Source organism: Dyadobacter sp. NIV53 (assembly GCF_019711195.1).
Taxonomy (GTDB): Bacteria; Bacteroidota; Bacteroidia; order Cytophagales; family Spirosomataceae; genus Dyadobacter.
In genome coordinates this window covers 1747308-1762912 of the sequence record NZ_CP081299.1, presented here as the reverse complement: position 1 = coordinate 1762912, position 15605 = coordinate 1747308, and the positions used below count along the sequence as shown (strand labels likewise).

Genomic DNA, 15605 nt, shown 5'->3' with positions numbered 1-15605 from the left:
ATTCAGATTTCAGATTTATGAATAGAACTTAGGATTGTCTTGTTTAAATTTTTCAAGTACCTTTTTGTTCATTTCAATTTCTTCGTGCACCTCAGGTATTTTTAGGTCTAAATTGTTTTGGCATATATAATTTAACTTTTCACGTAACATTAGAATTGTAGTAAGGCATTCCCGGATTTCGTATTTTACATCAAAATTATCGCTCATAAAAAATCTATTTAAGTTATATATTTAATTCCTTCCAATTTATTCAACCTGCCTTCCCACTTCTCTAAGGCCTTAACCGGATCATACAAAACAAAGGCTCCGCCGTAATAGTGAATCTTCTTTCCGGCTTCAATATATTCCAAAGCCTTATGCTGCATATTATACTTGCCAGCCAGATTTAAAACGTATACTATAAGTTAAATTAAAGGACCTGATCGAGATTATATTATACCACGTAATTCTTTCTTAAAAGTGAATTATACGACAATTAAGACCCCTATAACCACTTTTGATCAATCATTTAATTAGCAAAATGAGATTCTAGTTTGAGTTCTAAGAAAAGGAAGCTGTGAATTTTATCCAGTTCCGTAGCAAATAAATATATTTTATAGCTCTGTAAAATTTCAGCTACAAATCTATTATCTTTCATACTTAACCCTCTAAATTATTAATATGTCTTGGTCATTCCGAAAAAGAGTAAAAATAATTCCTGGCTTACATTTAAATTTTAGTAAAAACGGTATAAGTACATCTATTGGTGGCCGTGGAGGAAGTGTAACGTTTAGTAAGCGAGGAACTTCATTCAATGCAAGTATTCCTGGATCTGGATTTTCGAATCGAGTTTTCATTCCTGACCAAAAGCCTAAGTATGATTATCTCCCTTCTAAACCTTTGCATGTCTTACCTGATCAAGAGAATCTCAGTGAGGCAGACATCAAGGGTAATATTTTCAGTGTAGACATACATGAAATCACAACTGCCGATAAGCAGGGAATAAAAGAAGCAATACTTCTTGCAAGAACTCAACGAGCCGAATTAGCCAAAGATTTAAAAGACATACAATCGTCGCTATCTAGTAGCAAAAGAAATTTACTTTTTAGTAAGATCTTTCTATATGGATTTGCATTTAAAAAATTTAAGGAGAACATTGAGATAAATATCAGCTCAAAATTAGAGGCAATTTCTGAGACGAAAAAACAAATGCAGTCAAGTTATGTAATGCTTGATGCCGATTTCGATGCTGAGGTGAAGTCTAAATATGTTCAACTGATTGAGGCATTCAAGGCATTAAGAGCCTCAATCAAGATGTGGGATATTACTAACTCAGAATACAATGACCGAGTAACTACACGTTCTCTACATTCTGCTTCTATTAGCAGGACTGAAATAGACTTAAATATTAAGTCTATTCCTGACATTAAATCAGATTTAGATGTTATGTGGATTCAAAATGCTAATGGTGCAGATATTTATATTTATCCAAGTTTCATTGTGATGTGTTCACAATCAGGCGAAATTGGGATAATTGGCATAGAAGAGTTTATTATAAAAGCCCAATTTACTCGATTTGTGGAACAAGATCCTGTACCAAAAGATGCAAGAATTTTAGAGTATACATGGTTTAAGGTAAATAAAAACGGAAGTCCAGATCTAAGATTTAAAAATAATTATCAAATTCCCATTGTCGAATACACCAACCTCAGTTTATCCTCAAAAACGGGTATGAACGAAGAATACGAATTTAGCAATAAACAGTTAACTGTTGCTTTTTACAATGCATTCTTAGATTATCAGGAATTATTGGCCATTAATGAAGGCAATAGTTAAATATATTTTAGTATTTAAAATAACATTATAATGAATTGAATGTTCCAAGGCCTTTTCTTTAAACCTGTTGTTAAAGGTATGATAGATTAAGCCCAGTTGATAACAGAAAAAAGAGTCTTAAACTTATTATTCGGTAAAATGCAGGATAATAACTTTTGTAATTTAGAAGCAGTAAAAGAGAACAAAGATATATAGGATATGTTTGTATTATCAATTATTGCGTCAGATATACTAATAAAATAAGATCCATAAATTAAATGATATAAGTAATTAATTTCATGGCAATACCGAAGTTTTTTGTGAGCTACTCGAGAAAAGATAGCGAATTTGTCAAAAAGTTAGTTAAGGAACTTCGGGATGCCAAGGCATCACTCTGGCTGGACAGTGATCTCGAACCAGGTGTATTATGGGATTCTGCGATTGAAAAAGCATTGAATAATTGTGAAGGTTTGTTGATAATTCTTTCTGAAGATTCAGTTTCATCTATCAATGTACAAGATGAGATTTCTTTTGCATTAGACGAGCGGAAAATAATTATACCTGTTCTTATCAAGAATTGCACTATTCCGTTTCGCATTCGCAGATTACAATATATAGATCTATTTAGTAATTATACTTTTGGTTTGTCAAAACTAATGGTAGCATTAAAATTAGATATAGTAGCTGATGGTAATCCGTTTGTAGAGGTGAATATAAGCAAGTTATCTAATCTTGATCCAATAAGACCAAATCTTCCCAATATCGAGGAACAATCAAAACCTAACTTAAATCAAATTGAAGGAATAGTTAATAAGGAAAAAATCGAAACATTTAAAATTGCACCCGCGCAAAAGGAGCGAACAATTATATCGAAACAAAAGGACATGACATCTTTTCAGGAGGGCATGAGTATATTTGTGTTTTTTTTGTTCGTTGTTGCAGTCTGTATTGGCCTTTGGTATGGTGGTAAATTTACACTTAGCTGGATAAAAGGGGAATAGAAGAGATAAGTGGAATCACCGCCTATGAATCAGGAATAGATGACTACAACAATAATCGATATAATTTAGCTGCTGTCAACTTTGAAAAAGCAATCTCAAAAGGTGCTCCAACTAATTCTTATTTTCTAGCTGATGCTAGCCATCACCTTGGTTGGTTATATCAGCATGGCTTAGGTGTTCAAAAAAATTTTAAAATTGCTTATAAGTGGTATGAAGAAAGCAACACGCCTTCTAGTTGTAAAAATATTGGAAATCTTTACGCTGAAGGATACAATTCTTTTCAACAGGATTGGCACCAAGCATTAATCTGGTATAGGAAATCTGCGGAAATGGGAAATGCAATAAGTATGAGAAAAGTAGGAGAGGTATATCAATACGGAAAAGGAGTAGTAATTGATAAAGATAAAGCGAAATTATGGTACAGAAAGGCATCAAAGGCAGGAGATTCAATAGCAACAGTAAGATTGAATGAACCCTTTGAAATTTTAAATTTAGGAATTAAGCCGCGAAAGTTTTTATTTGATAAGCATCTTAAAAATTGAATTATGGACTCATATCACAAATAGCTAAGTTGGTTACTATATGTTTATATTACAAGTTTTAAGTTCATTCATGGGCAACCTTAAAGTAATTGTCCTATGCTTTTCTTTACGACAAATGACAAGTTAAAATATTTGAAACGAGCAACTGGCAAAGTATGTATTGCGCCTTGTTTGCACAGAAATAAAAAAGCACTTACCAAATAAAGGATAAATGCTCGTTTTTTTTGATGAACACTCAAATATAACAATAGCAATTAGAGATTTAAGGGAATGCGTAACCAAATGCGTAACCAAAATAAAATAAAAGAGCGTAAGTAATTGATATACAATTACTTACGCTCTTTAAATGTACCCGGAGCCGGAGTCGAACCGGCACGAGTGTAACCTCATTGGTGTTTGAGACCAACGCGTCTACCAATTCCGCCATCCGGGCATTGATCTTTCTTGTTGGGAGTGCAAAAGTAGGCAGAAAAAGATATTAAGCAAGGGTTTTAAACAAAAAAGGAGATAAAAACTTCTGATTATCTGATTATCTGTTACTTACATTTTTACTCATAACGCAATGCTTCTATTGGATCCAGTTTGGATGCTTTAATTGCAGGATATATTCCGGAAATTACTCCCACGACGACGCAAACAATTATTCCCATCGCCATCCATAACCATGGAACTACAAACGAACTATTTGAACTGATGGAGGTTGAAATCACATTGCCAATCAAAATTCCAAGTAAAAGCCCGGCAACTCCACCAATGATGCATACCACTATGGCTTCAATCAAAAACTGGAACCGAATCACAGCTGGTGTTGCTCCCAATGATTTTCGTATGCCAATTTCCCTGGTTCTTTCTGTTACGGACACCAGCATAATATTCATTAATGCAATGGATGCACCCAGTAGTGTAATAATGCCAATTCCAAAACCACCAATACGTAGATAACCGGATATTTCTTCAAAATCTTTGGCCATTGCATCTGCACGTTCAATCAAAAATGAGTCTTCTTTTCCCAGTTCATCGCCGCGGATACGCCGCATAAGGCCTCTTGCTTCTTCCAATATGAATTCACCGTCCGTAATATTGGGTGCCGATGCCGTAATGTTGTAAGTAAGTGAGCGGTTTGCTGCCAATCCGCGTCCATTATCAAGCGGAATAATGATTATCCTGTCAGCATCTGTTCCGCCTCCCAAAGACCCTTTCTTTTGTAAAATACCAATTACTTTATATCGGGAGCCCATAAACGTAATTTCTTTACTGATGGGATCAAGATTGCCAAATAGGTTCCGGGCTACTTCCTGGCCAAGCATGGCAACATTCAGCGAGTTTTCAAGGTCATTTTTATTGAGGTTTCGTCCAAAATCAACTTTGTATCCTTTTATACCAATAAATTGTTCATCAGCGCCTACAATATTAATATTGGGGTTTGTCTTCTTTGAAAGGTAATTTACCTGAATGGCTCCACCAATATTAGCTGACATTGAGACAGTTGCGTCAAATTCGTTGCGGAATCGATTGGAAAAATCACCAGCTTCCTGGTAATTGATGACAGGATATTGTTTTTCACGGCGGCCTCCGTTACGAAATCCGTCATCATTGCGGTTTTCAACGGTAAAAGTATTAGCACCCAAATCCGCAAAACTGCTGTTGACCGAATTCTGGATTCCTTCTATCGCAGTCAGGATCCCGACTAAAGAGGTAATCCCGATCGCAATAATTAAGGCGGTCAGAACAGTTCGCAGCAGGTTGGACTGGATGGAGCGAAGGCCTTCATCTACATTTTCACGGATATTCATAGTATAATTATAGCTTATGCACCATATTTTGTAATATTACGTTAGAACAATTAGCATTCTGTTCAATCGCAGCTTTATCAGTTAGTTCCTGGTAAATTTTCCTGAAAATGAATAGAATGGGATTGCCATTTCACCGTAATTGTTGAATCAAAATATATTCCGTAAAGCTGCAAATGATACGTGAAAGAATCAAACCAATGACACGCCTCTTTATTCCGCTCATCATTTTTTTAGCGATGTCTTTCAATGGCTGGTCAAACCGCCTGCTTATTCCGATGGACGAATCCCAGAAAAACCATTTAAAAGCTTATGGGATTTCATATTGGATACTGAAAAATTTCGAAATGGAAATGGACTGGCTCCTTAACTATCGCGGAGGTAGCTTTATGGTGCCTTTCAACCAGACTTTTGCTACAGAAATGACAGTACGTGGTGTGAGTTTTGAGGTCATTTCAGAAGGACAAGCCGGTCAGATTCTTAGTGAAATAAGTTCACCGAATGTAAATATGGATGCGGTAAAATTGCAGAAAGCGCCCAAAATCGCAGTTTATTCCCCAAAGTCAAAATTACCCTGGGATGATGCAGTAACCCTGGTGCTGACCTATGCAGAAATACCATATGACGTGGTTTATGACGACGAAGTATTAAGCAGCAAACTTCCTGAATACGACTGGCTGCATTTGCATCATGAAGATTTTACAGGTCAATTCGGTAAGTTTTTCCAATATAAAGATTACCCCTGGTATCGTGAGCAAAAGCACGAAGCAGAAGGAATTGCAGAGAAATTCCAGTTTGCCAATGTTCCGCAGATGAAACTGGCAGTGGCTAAAAGGATTGCTGAATTTGTATCAGGAGGCGGTTATATGTTTGCCATGTGTAATGCAACGGATACTTTTGATATAGCACTCGCAGCAGATGGACTCGATATCGTAGAAAGCATGTACGATGGAACGCCCGCAGATCCTACGGCTAACAGCAAGCTGCATTACGAAAATACATTTGCCTTTAAAGATTTTAAAACGATCTCATATCCTTACGAAATAGAATTTTCTGACATTGACAATCAGCCTGATGAAAGGGTAGGTGTTGTGGAATCGAATGATTATTTTTCTCTTTTCCAGTTTTCGGCCAAGTGGGATCCTGTTCCAAGTATGCTGACACAAAATCACCAGACTATCATCAAAGGTTTTTTAGGTCAAACAACTGCTTTTAAAAATCGCCTGGTAAAGCCCGAAGTGGTTGTGCTGGCGGAAAATAAATCGGCCCAGGAAGCGCGCTATATACATAGTACGCATGGAAAGGGTTTCTTTACATTTTACGGCGGGCACGATCCGGAAGATTATCAGCACAGGGTAGGTGAGGAGCCTACTGATCTCAACCTGCATCCAAATTCAGCAGGATACCGGTTGATCCTGAACAATGTATTATTCCCAGCCGCAAAGAAGAAAAAATTAAAAACTTAGTGTTTTGCCACCAAGTCACAAAGACACCAAAAATAAATGAATTTGTGCCCTCGTGCCTTGGTGGCATCATTTGTCTATTGTTCTTATTGACACCTGCCGTGCGTTATCGCACGGCTTTTTTTATTTTCGAATTTTCTAATACCTTGATTTTAAGTGGTTTAATTATTGGCATAATGTTGGGGTATATATGGGCAATCAGCCATGAAATTAAAATAAGCCTCAATTCAGAAAAGCAATGGATCGTGAAGTCGCACCGGAATTAGTCAAAAACGAAAGGAACCGAAAGTGGGTTATAGGCACCATCATAATTATCCTGCTAATTACAGGCGTATACTTTTTTAAGAGATCATTAAGCAGTTCGATTGAATCTTCGCGTATCAGAACGGGAGTAGTTCAAACAGGCGATGTAGAGAATACACTTTCTGCGACTGGCGAAGTGATTCCAGCTTACGAACAAATTATTACCAGTCCCATTCGTGCCAGTATCAAGAGCGTACTTCTTTCACCAGGGACAAAGGTTGTACCGGGCCAGGCAATTGTGGAACTGGACAAATCGCTCACTCAGATTGAATTTGAAAGGTACCAGGATCAGCTTGAATTGAAGAAGAACAGTATTGACCAGCTTCGTATGAAACTGGATAAAAATCTGTATGATGCGGAGATCAGTGATAAAATAAAACTGCTGAACATTAATAAACTCAGGGCAGATCTGGAAGATGCAAAACGGCTTGAAAAAGTAGGTGGAGGAACAAAAGAAGATATTACAAGAGCTGAAAATGAATTGAAAATAGCTGAGCTTGAAAAAAAACAGCTTGAAAATGATTTATCTTATAACCGGCAATCGATGGGGGCGAGCCTTCGGGAAACAGAACTTGGAGCACAGATTGAAGGCAAAAATCTGAAAGAATTACAGCATAAACTCAAAATGGCTGATATCGTTGCCGACCGCAAGGGGGTGTTGACCTGGGTAAATGAAAATATCGGCTCTTCTGTGAACGAAGGTGAAATGCTTGCTCGTGTTGCTGATCTGGGCAGTTTTCGTGTAGAAGGTTCGTGTTCAGATGTGTATGCTGAGCAAGTGAAAGCCGGGCTTTCGGTGATTATTAAGGTAAATGAATCTGTATTAAGAGGAATAATTACACAAGTAAAACCTGCGGTGAAAGATGGTGTGATCGGTTTTGTGATTCAGCTGGAAAATGCACAGAATGAATCGCTTCGTCCCAATATGAAAGTGGAAGTGTATGTTGTGACCAATCGCAGTTCAAAAACCCTTCGCGTTGCCAACGGGCCCGCTTTTACGGGTAAACGAAAACAATCTGTATATGTAATGCAGGGCAATATTGCACGGCGGCGTGAGGTTGAGACAGGCCTTTCCAATTTTGATTTTGTAGAAATAAAAAAAGGGCTCTCATCAGGTGAGAAAGTAATCCTTACGGACATGAATCAGTATGAACACCTGGAAGAAATTTCAATCAAAAACTGATCGGTCAATGAAAAAAATATACTTTTTACTGTATCTGATTTTGTTAGGAACCTATTCAGTTGCACAGGTTCAGCAATATACTTTGGCGGAAGTGGTCCAGCTTGCACGTGAACAATCTATTGCGTCCAAGCAGGCTACCACGCAAAAAAAAACCAATTACTGGACTTACCGTTCGTTCGTGGCAGATTTCAAACCGCAATTGAGCCTGAACGGTACAGTTCCGGGTTTTACCAGATCCTATATACAGGTTGTACAGCCGGATGGTACTATTTCATTCAGGAACGTATCGTATAATAACTCACTGTTGAATTTGTCATTAAACCAGAATATTGCGCTTACTGGTGGCAGCATATTTGTTCAGCAGGAATTACAACGGTTTGACGATTTTGCCGGGAATACTAAAAGTTATAATGGTGTTCCCTTCGAGATCGGGATTAATCAGCCACTTTTCAGGTTCAACGAAATGAAATGGACGCGGAAAATCCAGCCTTTGAAATTTCAGGAAGGAAACCAGCAATTTATTTCTGCTCTGGAAGAAGTTGCGCTCAATGCCACAGGTTATTATTTCGAATTACTCGTGGCGCAGGTTAATTTACAGATTGCAGAGAAAAACCGGAGCAATAACGATACGCTTTACAAAATTGCACAGCATAAACTGGCATTGGGTAAAATATCCCAAAATGATCTCTTACAATTACAAATGGGCTTGCTTACTGCACAAAAGGATCTGGCTTCGGCACAACAGGCAACGGCGGTGGCATCTTTACAATTGAAAATGTATCTCAGTTCGCGAGATGAAAAAATGCTGGAACTGGAAATACCGATTGAAGCAAAAGAATTTGAGGTAAATACACAACTTGCTTTGGAAGAGGCATTTGCCAACCGTTCGGATGCCATCGGTTTTCGTCGCAGGTTGTTTGAAGCGGAAAGAGACTTACAACGCGCCAGAAAGAATAATGGCCTGAATGCAAATTTACAGGCAACGTTTGGTTTGTCCAACCAAGGAGCACGGCCGGGTGATGTATATGTAAAACCGCAGGACCGTGAATTTGTAGAATTACAATTTACCTTACCGATAATGACCTGGGGACGTAATAAAGCTACAACCGAAATTGCCAGAGCTAATCAGGAATTTGCGCAACAATCGGTAGAACAGGACAAGCTTACATTTGAGCAACAGATTTTCACGCAGGTGACGCTTTTACAAATGCTGCAAAAACAAGCAAAATTGACCAAGATAACTGACGGCATTGCAGCCAACCGATACCAGATTGCACAGGACAGATTCATTTTAAGTGATTTAAGTGTAACGGATTTAGGAATTGCCATGCAGGAAAAAGACCGTGCAAAAAGAGATTATATCATTGCATTAAGAGATTACTGGCAATCCTATTACAGTCTGAGATTGCTAACGTTATACGATTTCGAAAAAAACGAGAAAATTAAATAGCAGAGGGCATGGGGAAAAGGGCCTCGCCATATTTCCCCTCGCCCCATGCCCAAAACCCAAGCGAACAAAGCCATGATAAAACTCCAGAACGTCGAAAAAGTCTATCGCACCAGTTCGATAGAAACCTTAGCCCTGAATAACATCAACCTGGATGTAAAAAAGGGAGAATTTGTATCCATTATGGGTCCTTCCGGATGCGGGAAGAGTACCCTGCTAAACATCATGGGACTGCTTGATGAACCATCAAAGGGAACCATTGATATTGATGGAAGCCGTGTGATTAAATACAGCGATAAGGATCTGGCCCATCTTCGGAACCAGAAACTGGGATTTATCTTCCAGAGTTTTCACCTGATCAATGACCTTTCTGTAATCGACAACGTGGAAATCCCTTTGCTTTACAGAACAAGTTCAGCCAAACAGCGGCGTGAACTGGCAGAAGAAGCGCTTGAAAAAGTCGGTTTAAGTAACAGAATGAAGCATTTTCCCAAACAATTGTCTGGTGGGCAAAAACAGCGTGTAGCCATTGCAAGGGCGATTGTAGGAAAGCCGGAAATTATTCTTGCTGATGAACCGACAGGAAATCTGGACAGCGCCATGGGAAACGAAATCCTGACTATTCTTCAAAAATTAAATGAAGGCGGAACAACAATCGTAATGGTAACGCACGATGACGCGATGGCCAAAAGAACGCACAGGCTGATTAGACTATTCGACGGAACGCAGGTGCTCTAGGTAGGGGCAGGGGGAAAAGGGCAGGGGAGTCGATGGAGGAAAACTGTTGAGACTACATCGTGGTTTGTGAGTCTAAATGTCAGGAATTCTCGCCCCTTACCCCCTTACCCTTAACTCAAACCCCCATGCCCATAACCCGTAAGTTTCGTTTTGAAGATTTAGAAATCTGGAAGTTAAGTGTAGAAATCGGAGATGCCTTATTTGATGTTGCGGATTCCTTGGAAGCAAGAAAATTGTTTCGTTTTGCAGAGCAACTTCGTGGGGCTGGGCTTAGTATTTCGAACAACATTGCAGAAGGATCAGGTTCGACATCCAACAGGGAATTCGATCAATTTCTGAATTATGCCAGAAGATCCGTTTACGAATGCGCAAATATCATTATCATTTTACAACGACGTAATCACATAACAGAAGATATGAGAGTAACCATTTTTAATAAACTGGATGAGATAAGCCGAAAGATTACAAGCTTTCGGAAAGTCCTGAACCCAAAACCACCCATGCCCTAATCCCCATTCGCCAAATGTTCATAAACTACATCAAAATCGCATGGAAGGTATTACTGCGCCATCCATTTTATACATTCATTACCTTGTTCGGAATCAGTCTCACGCTGACCGTTTTAATGGTTTTGACTTCTTTTCTGGATCATCTGTTTGGTACACATTATCCCGAAGGGAAGCGAAACCGTTCATTGTATATTGCTACTGTTATGCAAACTGACTCCTCACGTACTTCTATGTCTACCGGTCCGGCGACTTTTGGTTTCCTGACAAAGTATGCGAAATCGCTTAAAACTCCTGAAAAGGTTTCTATCCTTTCGAATTTCAGTTTTTCCAATACTTATGTAAATGGGAAAAGGATTAAACTCAATACGAAATACACAGATTCTGATTTTTGGCAGGTAACTGATTTTGAGTTTCTTGAAGGAAAGCCATATAATGATCAAAATGTAAAAAAAGGAGATCATGTGGCTGTTATTACGGATGCATTGCGTGACCAGTATTTTGAGAAAGATGCCGGGACGGTTATAGGTAAGTACATCGAAATTGAAAATATCAATTATCTGGTCATCGGTGTTGTAAAAGGTAGTCCTGCAACGCGCGTTTATACTTACAGTGATATTTATTTCCCTTATACTGCCCCAAAAAGTAATTATGAAAATAAGGGAATGAGGGGAAGATACGTTGCTATTGTTTTGGCTAAAAATGAATCTGATATTCCGGCAATCCAATCAGAATTTGACAGTAAAATAGCAACCATTTCAAAAACGGATATTCAGGACGGACAAAATTTCACCGTATTAATTGTCAAAGCAGAAAAATATTTTGACCATTTTCTGAATACGTTCGCCCGGGATAACAGCCAGAAAATTTTTGCTTATACGATTGCTGCACTGGTTCTCGCGATGTTTATGGGGCTTCCTGCCATCAATCTGGTAAATGTAAATGTAAGCCGGATTCTTGAACGTGCTTCTGAAATTGGTGTCAGAAAAGCATTTGGTGCTCCTTCAAAAGCATTGCTCTGGCAGTTTATAATCGAAAACATTTTTATCACATTTATTGGCGGTGCATTCGCTTTGGCTTTGTCATTTCTGATCATCAATATGATCAATTCCAGTGGTTGGATTGCTTATGCGGATCTTACTATAAATTTTTCAGTATTCCTGATAAGCATTCTGGTTTGTCTTGTCTTCGGGCTTGTATCGGGTGTTTTACCTGCTTTCAGGATGTCGAAATTAAAAATAGTAGACGCTTTGAAAGCGTAGGGCACAGTTGTTAGGGCAAAGGGATCCCTCTTTGCCCCATGCCCTAAGCCTCTTCCCTCTGCTCTGACCACTTCTTTCTTTACATTTAACATTCACTACTATGTTACGTCATTTATTTAAACTGATCTGGAATAAAAAGGGGTCACACTCTTTACTGATCATCGAAATATGGGCATCATTTATGGTGCTTTTTGGAGTGCTTTCACTTATCGTTTATAACTTAAATAATTATTTGCAGCCCATTGGCTTTGAATACGAGCAAGTCTGGAATCTGGATCTGGCCAACAATCAGGATACTGTTGAAGTCGCTGCTAAATTACAGCGTGTCCTGCAACAGGTCCGGGCCAGTAAGGAAGTAGAGTCGGCCACACGAATGAGCAGCAATACACCGTTTTCAGCCAACCAGATGGGCAACGCTGTAACCTACAACAAGGTGAATGTCGGAGCAGATTTTTACCATTCAGACAGCGAATTAATTAAGACTCTTGGTTTGTCAATGTTGACAGGGAAATGGTACACAGAAGCTGACAGGGTTTCTAAATTCACTCCTGTTGTGATCAATAATAAAATGAAAGAAAAGCTCTTTCTCAATGAAAACCCGATTGGAAAAGTTGTTGTTCAAGACGGGAAAAATTATTTTAAAGTGGTCGGTGTGGTAGATAAATTTAAAGCAAAGGGAGAATTTATGGCAGATAATCCTGCATTGTTTCAAATGATGGCAAAAGACGACGGCTGGAATTCGAATATATTGATAAAAACAAAACCGGGTACCGACGCAAATTTTGAAGCAGAGCTGGTTAAAAATATTGCACTGATGCTGCCAGGCTGGGGAATTGAAGTGAGCTACTTGAAAGAATCCCGCGAAAACAGGCATAAATTAACTTTGGTACCCGTGCTTATCTTCCTGATTGTAAGCGGGTTTTTATTGACCAATGTTGCGTTGGGATTATTTGGAATCCTCAATCTTGGAATTGCCAGAAGGAGAAATGAAATTGGATTGCGCCGGGCAATGGGCGCTACGGAAGGGAAAGTGACGATTCAGTTCCTGGGAGAAATATGGGTTTTGGCTACACTAAGTTTAATTATTGGCTTGTTATTTGCCATTCAGTTTCCGATCATGAATGTTTTTGACATTGCGAGCGGAATTTATATCACCGCAATTTTAGCAGCAATCGTTATTATTTTCTTAATTGTAACTCTTTGTGCATGGTACCCGAGCCGGCAGGCTTCAAGGATTCATCCGGCGTTGGCTTTGCATGAGGAGTAAGAGCTTAAGATGTTTCACAGGAGCAGAGAGTTTAACGCAGAGATCGCTGCTTTTTCTCTTTGTTTTTTATCTTTTATTGCAAACGTTGCGCGGCGGCACTCCCGAGAAACTTTTCCTTCTTACTAATTCAATCTGATTTTTGTAACTTGCTACTGAAAAACAATCTTAAAGTCATGGAAATTCAATCTTTTTCAAATCTTCAACTTGAATTACTGCGAGTATTTTCACGAGAAATTGCAGATGAAGATGTTCTGGCTATTCGAAAAATGCTCGCAAGCTATTTTGCTGAAAAAGCGATAAAAATGGCTGATAAAACCTGGGACGAAAATGGCTGGAAATCTACGGATACAGAACGCCTTTCACAGGAACACAACCGTAAATCGACCACGTTTTGAAGGTTGTTATAGATACTAATATTTTATGGGTTTCGATTTCCAGCCGCTCTGCTTCTCACTGGATTTTCAAAGCTATTCTTGAAGGGAAATTAACGTTGTGCGTAACGAGTGAAATATTGGATGAATACGCCGAAATTATTGACAGAAAACTGGGCCATTCTGTATCAGAATTGATATTAAGCACTTTCGATAATCTGCCAAATATAGTTCACATCACCCGTTGTTATCGTTGGTTAGCAGTTAAAGCTGATCCCGATGATGACAAATTCGTGGATTGTTATGTTGCAGCAGGAGCTCTTTGTATCGTTACCGAGGACAATCATTTTAATATAGTGAAACAACTTGATTTTCCTAAAATTCAAATATTGAATTTGTTGGAGTTTAAGGAATTTTTCAGTCAGGAAGTTTAAAATTTCACTTAGAATAAAAGAACGGGTCGCGGAGAAGGTAAAAAGCAAACATTGCCCGATTTTCTTCGTCTCTTTGCTCTTTCTCTTCTACTTTGCGTGAAATCCTTCATTACAGCAAACAAAACAAAAAATGCTCCTCATAGTTGACGACGATTTAGCCATACGAACTTCACTGGCTCTTTTACTTAAAAAGGAAGGGTTTAGCGTCAGAGGTGCGGGTTCGCCGGAGGACACGTTTGGAATACTAAAAAAGGAAATACCGGAGCTGATCTTACTGGATCTCAATTTTTCAATTGAAACTTCGGGAGAGGAAGGAATGCATTTATTGAAAAAAATCCGTCAGTTTAATCCAAAAATTCCAATCATACTGATTACTGGTTGGGGAACAATTGATCTCGCTGTCCAGGGTATGAAAGAAGGTGCCAAGGATTTTATTACCAAACCCTGGCAAAACGATTATCTGCTGCAATCTGTAAAAACGATTCTAAATCTCGAAGAACAAGCGCCGCAGGCTGCTAACCGGCGTAAACTGGAACAGCAATACCAGTTTGAAAATATTGTGGGCAAAGATGCCAAACTTCTTGAAATACTGGAAACTGTCGGGCGTGTTTCGTCTACGGATGCTCCGGTACTGATAACAGGTGAAAGCGGGACTGGCAAAGAACTGATTGCCGAGGCGATTCATGTAAATAGTAAAAGGAAATCGAAACCGTTTGTTAAAGTAAACCTGGGTGGGATTTCTTCCACACTATTTGAAAGTGAATTGTTCGGGCACGTACGGGGCGCATTCACGGATGCAAAAACAGATCGTGCAGGTAGGTTTGAAATGGCAGACCGCGGATCTATTTTTCTGGATGAAATTGGTGAACTGGATCTTTCGAGCCAGGTTAAATTGTTGAGGGTTTTACAGGAACGTACTTTTGAGCCACTAGGCAGCAGTAAAAGCCGGACAGTAGATGTGCGCGTGATTTGTGCAACCAACCGTAATCTGGAAGAAATGGTAGCAGCCGGGACTTTCAGGGAGGACTTGTATTACCGGATAAATCTTATTACTGTCAAACTACCTGCCTTACGCGAGCGTCCGGATGACATACCATTACTGGCTGAATTTTTCATTAATAATTTAAAAGTCATTTATCAAAGGCCTGATTTGCAATTAAGTAAAACAGCTTCGAAATGGTTGAAGACTTTGCCTTTGCAGGGAAATATCCGTCAGCTGAAAAATATTGTAGAACGAACTGTTTTGCTTTCCGGCCAGGATACTCTGGATGTAGCTGATTTTCAAAAAAACTTAAATGCGAATAATGCGCCAACTCTAACCAAAACATTACCTGAGGTAGGAACAATTACGCTGGAAGAAATGGAATACCAGATGATTCGGCGTGCAATGGATTTTCATCACAATAAAGTTTCAAAAGTAGCGCGTTCCCTGGGGATCACACGATTTGCACTGTACCGGCGACTGGAAAAATACGGCATATCTTACGAATCGGAGGATCTATGA

15 protein-coding genes, 1 tRNA gene and 1 pseudogene are annotated in these 15605 nt (G+C 39.0%); 14 read left to right on the top strand and 3 right to left on the bottom strand.

Going from position 1 to position 15605, the window contains the following annotated elements:
- Window positions 1-218 precede the first annotated feature (218 nt).
- Window positions 219-365, bottom strand: coding sequence for a hypothetical protein (locus tag KZC02_RS07130; protein WP_221393462.1), 147 nt, complete (start codon window positions 363-365; stop codon window positions 219-221).
- A 295-nt stretch (window positions 366-660) separates the two neighbouring features.
- On the opposite strand from KZC02_RS07130, the gene KZC02_RS07125 reads away from it, so the two are divergent.
- The 4 genes and pseudogenes from KZC02_RS07125 to KZC02_RS07105 all read left to right on the top strand — a co-directional run bounded on the left by KZC02_RS07125 (window position 661) and on the right by KZC02_RS07105 (window position 3337).
- Window positions 661-1815 (top strand): DUF4236 domain-containing protein, encoded by a 1155-nt coding sequence (locus tag KZC02_RS07125; RefSeq protein ID WP_221393461.1) that lies wholly within the window; start codon window positions 661-663, stop codon window positions 1813-1815.
- Between the two features lie 278 nt (window positions 1816-2093).
- Window positions 2094-2795 (top strand): toll/interleukin-1 receptor domain-containing protein, encoded by a 702-nt coding sequence (locus KZC02_RS07120; RefSeq protein ID WP_221393460.1) that lies wholly within the window; start codon window positions 2094-2096, stop codon window positions 2793-2795.
- Window positions 2777-3121: pseudogene (locus KZC02_RS33245) on the top strand (tetratricopeptide repeat protein); the annotation flags it as partial. The gene KZC02_RS07120 and the pseudogene KZC02_RS33245, both read left to right, overlap by 19 nt.
- 3 nt (window positions 3122-3124) lie before the next feature.
- Complete coding sequence (locus KZC02_RS07105; protein ID WP_221393459.1) at window positions 3125-3337, top strand: SEL1-like repeat protein; 213 nt, start codon at window positions 3125-3127, stop codon at window positions 3335-3337.
- Between the two features lie 349 nt (window positions 3338-3686).
- On the opposite strand, the gene KZC02_RS07100 is transcribed toward KZC02_RS07105, so the two are convergent.
- Window positions 3687-3770, bottom strand: a tRNA-Leu gene (locus KZC02_RS07100).
- A gap of 115 nt (window positions 3771-3885) precedes the next feature.
- Window positions 3886-5130: an ABC transporter permease gene (locus KZC02_RS07095; RefSeq protein ID WP_221393458.1), complete on the bottom strand. Its 1245-nt coding sequence runs from the start codon at window positions 5128-5130 to the stop codon at window positions 3886-3888.
- Window positions 5131-5327: 197 nt separating this feature from the next.
- On the opposite strand from KZC02_RS07095, the gene KZC02_RS07090 reads away from it, so the two are divergent.
- From KZC02_RS07090 to KZC02_RS07045, 10 genes are all read left to right on the top strand, one after another.
- Entirely contained in the window at window positions 5328-6593 is a 1266-nt protein-coding gene (locus KZC02_RS07090; RefSeq protein ID WP_221393457.1) for an asparagine synthetase B, read from the top strand.
- Between the two features lie 235 nt (window positions 6594-6828).
- Window positions 6829-8076: an efflux RND transporter periplasmic adaptor subunit gene (locus KZC02_RS07085; RefSeq protein WP_221393456.1), complete on the top strand. Its 1248-nt coding sequence runs from the start codon at window positions 6829-6831 to the stop codon at window positions 8074-8076.
- A gap of 7 nt (window positions 8077-8083) precedes the next feature.
- On the top strand, window positions 8084-9526 hold the full coding sequence (locus KZC02_RS07080) for a TolC family protein (RefSeq protein WP_221393455.1): 1443 nt from the start codon (window positions 8084-8086) through the stop codon (window positions 9524-9526).
- Window positions 9527-9598: 72 nt separating this feature from the next.
- On the top strand, window positions 9599-10261 hold the full coding sequence (locus KZC02_RS07075; protein ID WP_221393454.1) for an ABC transporter ATP-binding protein: 663 nt from the start codon (window positions 9599-9601) through the stop codon (window positions 10259-10261).
- Between the two features lie 125 nt (window positions 10262-10386).
- A complete protein-coding gene (locus tag KZC02_RS07070) occupies window positions 10387-10770 on the top strand; it encodes a four helix bundle protein (RefSeq protein WP_229254049.1) in 384 nt (127 codons plus the stop codon).
- A 14-nt stretch (window positions 10771-10784) separates the two neighbouring features.
- Window positions 10785-12029: an ABC transporter permease gene (locus KZC02_RS07065; protein WP_221393453.1), complete on the top strand. Its 1245-nt coding sequence runs from the start codon at window positions 10785-10787 to the stop codon at window positions 12027-12029.
- Window positions 12030-12129: 100 nt separating this feature from the next.
- On the top strand, window positions 12130-13296 hold the full coding sequence (locus KZC02_RS07060) for an ABC transporter permease (protein ID WP_221393452.1): 1167 nt from the start codon (window positions 12130-12132) through the stop codon (window positions 13294-13296).
- 173 nt (window positions 13297-13469) lie between these two features.
- A complete protein-coding gene (locus KZC02_RS07055; protein WP_221393451.1) occupies window positions 13470-13691 on the top strand; it encodes a hypothetical protein in 222 nt (73 codons plus the stop codon).
- On the top strand, window positions 13688-14101 hold the full coding sequence (locus KZC02_RS07050; protein WP_229254048.1) for a putative toxin-antitoxin system toxin component, PIN family: 414 nt from the start codon (window positions 13688-13690) through the stop codon (window positions 14099-14101). Before KZC02_RS07055 ends, KZC02_RS07050 begins: the two co-directional genes overlap by 4 nt.
- Window positions 14102-14231: 130 nt before the next feature.
- Window positions 14232-15605: a sigma-54 dependent transcriptional regulator gene (locus KZC02_RS07045; protein WP_221393450.1), complete on the top strand. Its 1374-nt coding sequence runs from the start codon at window positions 14232-14234 to the stop codon at window positions 15603-15605.